The 8,767-nt window shown below is 72.9% G+C and carries 6 protein-coding genes and 1 riboswitch; all 6 genes read left to right on the forward strand.

Annotated elements, in window-relative coordinates:
• Positions 1-24: 24 nt before the first annotated feature.
• Positions 25-131, forward strand: a riboswitch (glycine riboswitch).
• 114 nt (positions 132-245) lie between these two features.
• Complete coding sequence (gene gcvP / locus ACFFJG_RS20620; RefSeq protein ID WP_378520688.1) at positions 246-3,077, forward strand: aminomethyl-transferring glycine dehydrogenase; 2,832 nt, start codon at positions 246-248, stop codon at positions 3,075-3,077.
• A 19-nt stretch (positions 3,078-3,096) separates the two neighbouring features.
• On the forward strand, positions 3,097-4,401 hold the full coding sequence (locus ACFFJG_RS20625; RefSeq protein WP_378520679.1) for a serine hydrolase: 1,305 nt from the start codon (positions 3,097-3,099) through the stop codon (positions 4,399-4,401).
• Between the two features lie 32 nt (positions 4,402-4,433).
• On the forward strand, positions 4,434-5,777 hold the full coding sequence (locus tag ACFFJG_RS20630; protein WP_378520680.1) for a glycoside hydrolase domain-containing protein: 1,344 nt from the start codon (positions 4,434-4,436) through the stop codon (positions 5,775-5,777).
• A gap of 98 nt (positions 5,778-5,875) precedes the next feature.
• Positions 5,876-7,063: an SPFH domain-containing protein gene (locus ACFFJG_RS20635; RefSeq protein WP_378520681.1), complete on the forward strand. Its 1,188-nt coding sequence runs from the start codon at positions 5,876-5,878 to the stop codon at positions 7,061-7,063.
• Positions 7,063-8,340, forward strand: a complete 1,278-nt coding sequence (locus ACFFJG_RS20640; RefSeq protein ID WP_378520682.1) for a TFIIB-type zinc ribbon-containing protein — start codon at positions 7,063-7,065, stop codon at positions 8,338-8,340. Before ACFFJG_RS20635 ends, ACFFJG_RS20640 begins: the two co-directional genes overlap by 1 nt.
• A complete protein-coding gene (locus ACFFJG_RS20645) occupies positions 8,337-8,612 on the forward strand; it encodes a hypothetical protein (protein ID WP_378520683.1) in 276 nt (91 codons plus the stop codon). Before ACFFJG_RS20640 ends, ACFFJG_RS20645 begins: the two co-directional genes overlap by 4 nt.
• The last annotated feature ends 155 nt before the right edge of the window (positions 8,613-8,767 follow it).

The raw sequence follows: 8,767 nt of genomic DNA on the forward strand, positions 1-8,767 counted from the left end.
TCGCCGGGTAGGGTGGTCTCGCCGACATCCCGTGCGGGAGAGTCATGGTGGGTCGCCCCGGTGGCCCGCGCGTGCGCCGAAGGGGCAATTCCTCCCCGGAACCTCTCAGGCACCCGGACCGCACGGGTTGGCACTCTGGAGGTCACCGGACCGACAGAGGGGGAGGCCACTTCCGTGACCTCAGGGAGCCCCACGTGCCGGACGCCACCCCCCGCCCCACCGACGCCGACGCCCTCACCGACGTGATGGGCGAGGCCGTGACCGGTGAGTTCGTCGCGCGCCACATCGGGCCCGACGACGCGGCGATCGCCCACATGCTGCGCACCGTCGGCCACGACTCGCTCGAGTCGCTGATGGCCGCGGCCGTCCCCGGCGGGATCCGCACCGCGGCGGCGCTCGACCTGCCCGACCCGCTCGACGAGGAGGCGACGGCACGGGCGCTGCGCACGCTCGCCTCGCAGAACCGCCCCGCGGAAGCGATGATCGGCCTCGGCTACCACGCGACGATCACCCCGCCGGTGATCCGCCGCAACGTGCTCGAGGACCCGTCCTGGTACACCGCCTACACGCCCTACCAGCCGGAGATCTCGCAGGGCCGCCTCGAGGCGCTGCTCAACTTCCAGACCGTCGTCGCCGACCTCACCGGCCTGCCGACCGCCAACGCCTCCCTGCTCGACGAGGGCACGGCCGCCGCCGAGGCGATGACGCTGGTGCGCCGGGCGCAGCGCAACGCCAGCGGCCCGTTCGTCGTCGACGCCGACGCGCTCCCGCAGACCATCGACGTGGTCCGCACGCGGGCCGCGGGCCTCGGCATCGAGGTCGTCGTCGCCGACCTCACCGACGGGCTGCCCGACGGCGAGCTGTGCGGCGTGCTGGTGCAGTACCCCGGCGCCTCCGGTGCGGTCCGCGACCCCCGCCCGGTCATCGACGCGGCCCACGAGCGGGGCGGGCTGGCCGTCGTCGCCGCCGACATCCTCGCCCTGGCCCTGCTCGAGGCGCCCGGCACCTTCGGCGCCGACGTGGTCGTCGGCTCCTCCCAGCGCTTCGGCGTGCCGCTGTTCTACGGCGGCCCGCACGCGGGCTTCATGTCGGTCTCGGCCGGCCTCGAGCGCCACCTGCCCGGACGCCTCGTCGGTGTCTCGGTCGACGCCGAGGGCCGCCCGGCGTACCGACTCGCGCTCCAGACCCGGGAGCAGCACATCCGCCGCGACAAGGCCACGTCCAACATCTGCACCGCGCAGGTGCTGCTCGCCGTGGTCGCCTCGATGTACGCCGTCTACCACGGCCCCGAGGGGATCCGCCGGATCGCGCGGCGCACCCACGACCACGCCTCCCGCATCGCCGCCGCGCTGCGCGCCGGGGGAGTGGAGGTCGTCAACGACACGTGGTTCGACACCCTGACCGTCGCCGTCCCGGGCCGCGCCGGTGACGTCGTGGCCGCCGCGCGCGCGGTCGGGCTGCACCTGCGCCCCATCGACGACGACCACGTCGGGCTCTCCACCTCCGAGCGCACCTCGCCGGCCACCGTCGCCTCGGTGCTGCGCGCGTTCGGCGTGGCGTCGGTGGACGAGGGGCCCAGCGGCCTGCCGGCCGACCTGGCCCGCACCACCGAGTTCCTCACCCACGAGGTCTTCAACTCCCACCACAGCGAGACGCAGATGCTGCGCTACCTCGCGCGCCTGTCGAACCGCGACTACGCGCTCGACCGCGGCATGATCCCGCTCGGCTCGTGCACGATGAAGCTCAACGCCACCACCGAGATGGAGCCGGTCAGCCTGCCCGGCTTCGCCGACCTGCACCCGTTCGCGCCTGCCCAGGACGCCACCGGCTACCGCGAGCTCGTCGACGACGTCGAGGGCTGGCTGGCCGAGGTCACCGGCTACGACCGGGTCTCGGTGCAGCCCAACGCCGGGTCGCAGGGCGAGCTGGCCGGCCTGCTGGCCATCCGTGGCTACCACCTCGCCAACGGCGACACCCACCGCGACATCTGCCTGATCCCGTCGTCGGCCCACGGCACCAACGCCGCGTCCGCGGTGATGGCCGGGATGAAGGTCGTGGTCGTCAAGGCCTCCGACGACGGCTCGGTCGACCTCGACGACCTGCTCGCCAAGTGCGACCAGCACGCCGACACGCTCGCCGCGATCATGGTCACCTACCCCTCGACGCACGGCGCCTACGAGGACACCATCACCGACCTGTGCAAGATCGTCCACGACCACGGCGGCCAGGTCTACGTCGACGGCGCGAACCTCAACGCGCTGCTCGGCCACGCCCGTCCCGGCGAGTTCGGTGGCGACGTCTCGCACCTCAACCTCCACAAGACGTTCTGCATCCCGCACGGCGGTGGTGGACCGGGCGTCGGGCCGGTCGCGGTGCGCGAGCACCTCGCCCCGTACCTCCCCTCGCACGACGCGCACCCGGACGCCGCGAAGCGCCAGGGCATCGGTGCGATCAGCGCCGCGCCCTACGGCTCGGCCGGCATCCTGCCGATCACGTGGGCCTACATCCGGATGATGGGCGCCGAGGGCCTGACCCGCGCGACGGCCGTCGCGGTGCTGTCGGCCAACTACGTCGCCCACCGGCTCGAGGAGCACTTCCCGGTGCTCTACCGCGGTCACGGCGACCTGGTCGCCCACGAGTGCATCCTCGACCTCCGCGGGATCACCAAGGCCAGCGGCGTCACCGTCGACGACGTCGCCAAGCGCCTGGTCGACCACGGCTTCCACGCCCCGACCATGTCGTTCCCCGTCGCCGGCACCCTCATGGTCGAGCCGACCGAGTCGGAGGACCTCGCCGAGATCGACCGGTTCTGCGACGCGATGATCGCCATCCGCGAGGAGATCGCCCGCGTCGAGGCGGGGGAGTGGACGCCCGAGGACTCGCCGCTGCGGCACGCGCCGCACACCGCGCGTGCCCTGGTCGGCGAGTGGGACCGCCCGTACTCCCGCGAGCTCGCGGTGTTCCCGCGCGGCATCGACCCCGACAAGTACTGGCCCCCGGTCGCCCGGATCGACCAGGCCTACGGCGACCGCAACCTGGTCTGCGCGTGCCCGCCGCCGGAGGCGTTCGCGGACTGACGGCCCGTCACCACCACCGATGAGCGACCAGCGACAGCGCCTGCTCGACGTCGCCCAGGCCGAGGGCCGGCTGACGTCGGTCGTAGGCGCCGTGCTGGACCGCTACGGCGCGGTCTGGGCCGGTGGTGCGGGACGTGCCCCGGGGCTCGACGGGCAGTACCGCATCGGGTCGATCACCAAGACCCTCACCGCGGTGCTGGTCCTCCAGGCGCGCGACGAGGGGCTGCTCGACCTCGACGACCCGCTGTCGGCCCACCTCGGTGACGTCGGCTACGGGGAGGTCACGGTGCGCGAGGCGCTCGCCCACTCCTCCGGCATGCAGAGCGAGCCGGCGGGTCCGTGGTGGGAGCGCACCCGCGGGGGCGACTTCGCCGCGCTCGTCACCGCCAACGACGGCTCGGGCCGGGTGGCACGGCCGGGGGAGTGGTTCCACTACTCCAACCTCGGCTACGGCCTGCTCGGCGAGGTCGTGGCCCGTCGGCTGGGCGCGCCCTGGCGCACGCTGGTCGCCGACCGGCTGCTGCGACCGCTCGGCATGCGGGCGACCTCCTACCTCCCGCGGCCCGGGGCGCAGCCGGGCTGGAGCGTGCACCACTTCACGGGCGTCCGCGTCCACGAGCCGCTCACCGACACCGGCGCGATGGCACCCGCGGGCCAGCTCTGGTCGACGCTGGCCGACCTGGTGACGTGGGGCCAGGTGCTCGCCGGGACCCGCCCGGACGTCGTCGCCCCCGCCAGCCTCGCCGAGATGCAGCGTCCGGTCACCCCCGAGTACGGACTGGGGCTGATGCTCGGGGTGCATCCCGGAGGCCGGCTGGTTGGACACAACGGGTCGATGCCGGGCTTCCTCGCCGCACTCCACGTCGACCCCGACAGCGGCATCGGCGCCGTCGTGCTGGCCAACGCGACCACCGGCGTCGACCCGCGCGCCCTGGCGGTCTCCCTCATCGAGGGCGACCCCGACGCCGACGACGACCGGCCCGCCCCGTGGCGACCGACGACGGCCGTGCCGCCCGAGGCCGAGGGCGTGCCGGGGCTGTGGTTCTGGGGCAACTCGGCGCAGGACGTGCGCTGGCACAACGACGGCCTCGAGCTGCGGTCGATGGCCCGGGGAGGCGTGGTGACCGACCGGTTCGAGGTCGTCGACGGCGCCCTGGTCGGTGTCACGGGCTACCACCGGGGCGAGCGGCTGCACGTCGTACGGCGACCGGACGGCTCGGTCCGCAACCTCGAGTGCGCCACGTTCGTCTACACCAGCACGCCCTACGACCCCGACGTCGACGTGCCGGGCGGGCACCCGCGGCGCGTCGGTCCGCTCCGCTAGGGTCGCCGCACACGCACACTCGGGGGAGAAGCATGCACCGCACCACAGACACGCCGCGCGCCCGCGCGCTCAGCGTCACGGTCCTCGCCGTCCTGTCCGCGATGGTCGCGACCATCCTCGCGACCGCGGCGCCGTCCGCGGCGGCCGGTCGCTCCGACGGGCTGTCCGGGTACGCCTTCGACGCGCGGTGCGCGCCCACCCAGGAGCAGATGGACGCCTGGCTCACGGCGTCGCCGTTCTGGGCGGCCGGCGTCTACATCGGCGGCTCGACGGCGTCGTGCCGCACCACCGCGACCGACCCCGGCCAGCCGCACCTCGACGCGACCTGGGTCGCCCGGCAGCGTGCGGCCGGGTGGCGCGTGCTCCCGATCTGGGTGGGCCCGCAGGCCTCGTGCAGCACCTACCCCGACCGCATCGACCCGGCGCCGGCCGCCGACTACGCGGCCGCCGATGCCCGCGGACGCGCCGAGGCCGCCGCGGCGGTCGCCCGGGCCCGCGAGCTGGGCCTGCCCTCGCGCACGACGCTCTGGTACGACCTCGAGGGCGGCTTCGACGTCACCAGCGACGACTGCCGCCGCTCCGCGCTGCGCTTCCTCAGCGGCTGGACCCTCGCGCTGCACGACCTGGGCTACCGCTCGGGCGTCTACTCCAGCGTCTCCGCCGGCATCCACGCCCTCGACAACGCCGACAACCTCTCGCCCGGGTCCTACGCCATGCCCGACCAGGTCTGGTACGCCTGGTACAACGGGCGTGCGGACGCCGACGTCGACGAGCAGTGGGTCCGTGGCTCCAGCTGGGAGGGCGAGCGCGTCCACCAGTACGAGGCACACACCCTGGCCTCCTACGGAGGCGTGGCGCTGACGATCGACCGCAACTACCTCGAGCTCGACGGCGGCTCGCGCGCGCCCCGCAGGCTCACCGCCTGCGGCGGCACCCGCATCGACGTGCCGGGCAGCACCCGCCTGCACCTCGGCGACCGCGGCCCGCGCGTGGCGGCCCTGCAGTGCGTGCTCCGCACCCAGGCCCGCTACCACGGCCGCCTCGACGGGATCTTCGACCGAGACGTCCAGCGGGCCGTGCGCGCCTTCCAGCGCCGCGCCGACCTGCGGGCCACCGGTCGCACTGACCCGCGCACCTGGTCCAGCCTCTTCGCGCGCGGATCGACGCCGCTGCTCAAGGTCGGGTCGGACGGTCCGGCCGTGCTGCGCCTCGAGCGTGCGCTGCGCGCTGGTGGGCTGCGGTCGGTCGAGGTGACCGGGGTCTACACCGACCGCACCGCGCGGGGTGTGAGGCGCTACCAGGATCGGGTCGGGCAGGCGCCCACGGGCGTGGTGACCGACGAGACCTGGCAGGCCCTCCAGACCGGTCTGCGCTGACTGCGCGCTCGTGCCCGAACTCCTGCCCGGAGGCCCTGTCCGGGCGCTAGTGTGTCCGCGCGGCGACTGACCCGCGCACCCATCGAAAGGCTGTGGACATGGGACTCTTCCAGGCAGTGACCGGCGCGATCGGCGGCACGCTCGCCGACCAGTGGCTCGACTTCTACGGCGTGCCCGACGGCCTGCCGTCCACGGCCGCGCTGTTCCCTGCGGTCGCCAAGGGCCAGAACGCCGGCCGCGGCAGCAACACGCGCGGGTCGGAGGGCGTGATCACCAACGGCTCGAAGATCGTGGTGCCCGAGGGCTACGGCCTCGTGCTGCTCCAGGACGGTGCCTTCACCGGCTTCGCCGCCGAGCCCGGCGGCTACGTCTGGGACTCCGACGAGACCGCCTCCCAGTCGGTGTTCTCCGGCGGCGGCCTGGTCGACTCGATCGTCAAGCAGAGCTGGGAGCGCTTCAAGTTCGGCGGCCGCCCCGGCTCGCAGCAGACCGCGATCTTCGTGGCGCTCAAGGAGCTGCCCAACAACAAGTTCGGCACCCAGTCGGAGATCTACTGGGACGACGCCTTCCTCAACACCCAGGTCGGCGCGATCACCCGCGGCACCTACACGTTGAAGATCACCGACCCCCTGACCTTCATCCGCAACTTCGTCTCCGCCTCCGTGATCAACGGGCACGGCGTCTTCGACTTCACCGACATCGACAACCCGGCCGGCGAGCAGCTGTTCAACGAGGTCGTCGGCTCCCTGGCGCCGGCCTTCTCGATGTACACCAACGACCCCGCCAAGGGGAACCGCATCGCGCGGCTCCAGCAGGACTCGATCGGCTTCGCCCAGTCGCTCTCGGCCGCGGTCGAGGAGAACTACAAGTGGCGCACCGACCGCGGCCTCGAGATCGTCAAGACCGCGATCATCTCTATCGAGTACGACGCCACGACCCGTGAGCTGCTCAAGAACGTCCAGCGCGCTGACGCCCTCTCGGGCCAGCGCGGCAACTCCAACCTCCAGGCCTCGGTGGCCGCCGGGTTCGAGAACGCCGGCGAGAACGCCGGTCCGGGTGGCCTGATCGGGATGGGCATGGCCGCCGGCGGTGCCGGGCTCGGCGGGCTTCAGCAGCCGACGCAGGGCCAGCCGGCCCCGGCCGCGCCCGCAGCCCCTGCCACGCCGGCTGCGCCTGCAGCAGAGGACCCGATGACGGTGCTGAAGCGGGCCAAGGACATGCTCGACGCCGGCCTCATCACCCAGGAGGACTACGACGCCGCGAAGGCCAAGGCGCTCGGTCTCTGATGACGTCCGACGACCAGCACCCGGACGCGCCGGCCGCCGAGCCGCGCAAGCCGGTCTTCGACGGTCCCCCGCTGTCGCTGGAGGAGGAGCTCGCCGCCGCCCGTGCCGAGCCCGAGCCCGGTCCGAGCATCGAGACCGTCAACGAGTCGCTCGCCGACGGCGTCAACCGCTGCCCGAAGTGCGGCTCCACCGACGTCCAGCTCCGCGCGTCCACCGGGATGCTGGTGTGCCTGTTCTGCCGCCACCAGTGGCAGGAGGAGCGCGTCGAGGAGGAGTTCGGCCTCGGTGTCGGCATCGACGAGCTCGAGGGCACCGTCATCGCCAGCGGAGCGGGGGAGATCTCCGAGGACGCCGGCGACATCATCACGCTGACCTGCGGCGGGTGCGGGGCGGAGGTGGTGGTCGACACCGCGCACGCGATGAACGCCCGCTGCCACTGGTGCCGTCACACGCTCAACGTCAACAAGCGCACCCCCAACGGCGCCGTCCCCGACGCGGTGCTGCCGTTCCGGCTGACCCGCGACGAGGCCGTGGAGAAGATCCGCGAGTTCGCCGGCAAGCGACGGCTCTTCGCCCACCCCCGCTTCCGCAAGGAGTTCGTCCCGGAGAACGTGCTGGGCGTCTACCTGCCCTACCTCGTGGTCGACGCGCGCGCCGAGGCCCGCTACACCGGGCGCGGCGAGGTGCAGACCCGCCGGTGGACGGAGAAGAACGGCGACAACACCGTCACCTACTACGCCGCCGACGTCTACGAGGTCGACCGCTCGGTCGCCTTCACCGTCGACGACCTCACCATGGAGGGCGCGGCCGACCGCGCCCAGTTCGACTCCACCACGACCAACAACATCGTCAACACGATCCTCCCGTTCGACACCAAGAACGCGGTCAGGTGGAACTCGAGCTACCTCGTGGGGTTCACCAGCGAGAAGCGCGACCTCGACGTCACCGACCTGCAGCCCAAGCTGGAGGACCAGCTGCTGTCGATCGGCCGCTCGCAGGTGCAGTCCTCGCTCGACCGGTTCGACCGCGGCGTGCGCTGGGAGGGCGAGAAGGTCGACGTGGGCGGCTCGCGCTGGGTCTCGATGTACCTGCCGGTGTGGATCTACTCCTACTTCCAGGACGACACCAAGATGCTGCACTACATCGCGGTCAACGCGCGCACCGGCGAGACGATGGGCAGCGTCCCGGTCTCGCAGTGGCGGCTGGTCCTCGCCGCCCTCACCGTCGGCACCTTCCTCGAGGGCATCGCCGGCGCGATCCTGGTGGGCGTCTCGTGAGCGCCCTCGTGACGGTCCTGGCCACCGGCGACAGCGGTCCGCTCTGGATCCTGGCCGCCGGTCCCGCCGGCGCGCTCGGGACGTACTGGGCGATCTACCGCTACTACCGCAACAACGACAAGACCCACGCCTACGAGCGCGACACCCTCATCGAGGCCGAGCCGGTGCAGGGCGCGGAACAGAAGGTCGACCACATCTCCAAGACCCGCAAGTCCGGGATCGACGGGGACAACAAGGCCAAGTTCCGCGAGCGCGTCCAGCGCATGCGCTGAGCGGCTCGAGCGCGAAGGACGCCGGCTGGCGGTGGTCCAGCCACCGTCGGGACGCCCGGAACGTCGCTGGGCCACCGCTCACCCGCGCGACCCCTGACGGACCGTGGCGGCGCCGCCACCGTGGCGGCGTACGACATCCGGAACCGCCCGCACGA

The sequence above is a fragment of the Nocardioides zeicaulis genome (assembly GCF_042432345.1).
Taxonomy (GTDB): Bacteria; Actinomycetota; Actinomycetes; order Propionibacteriales; family Nocardioidaceae; genus Nocardioides; species Nocardioides zeicaulis.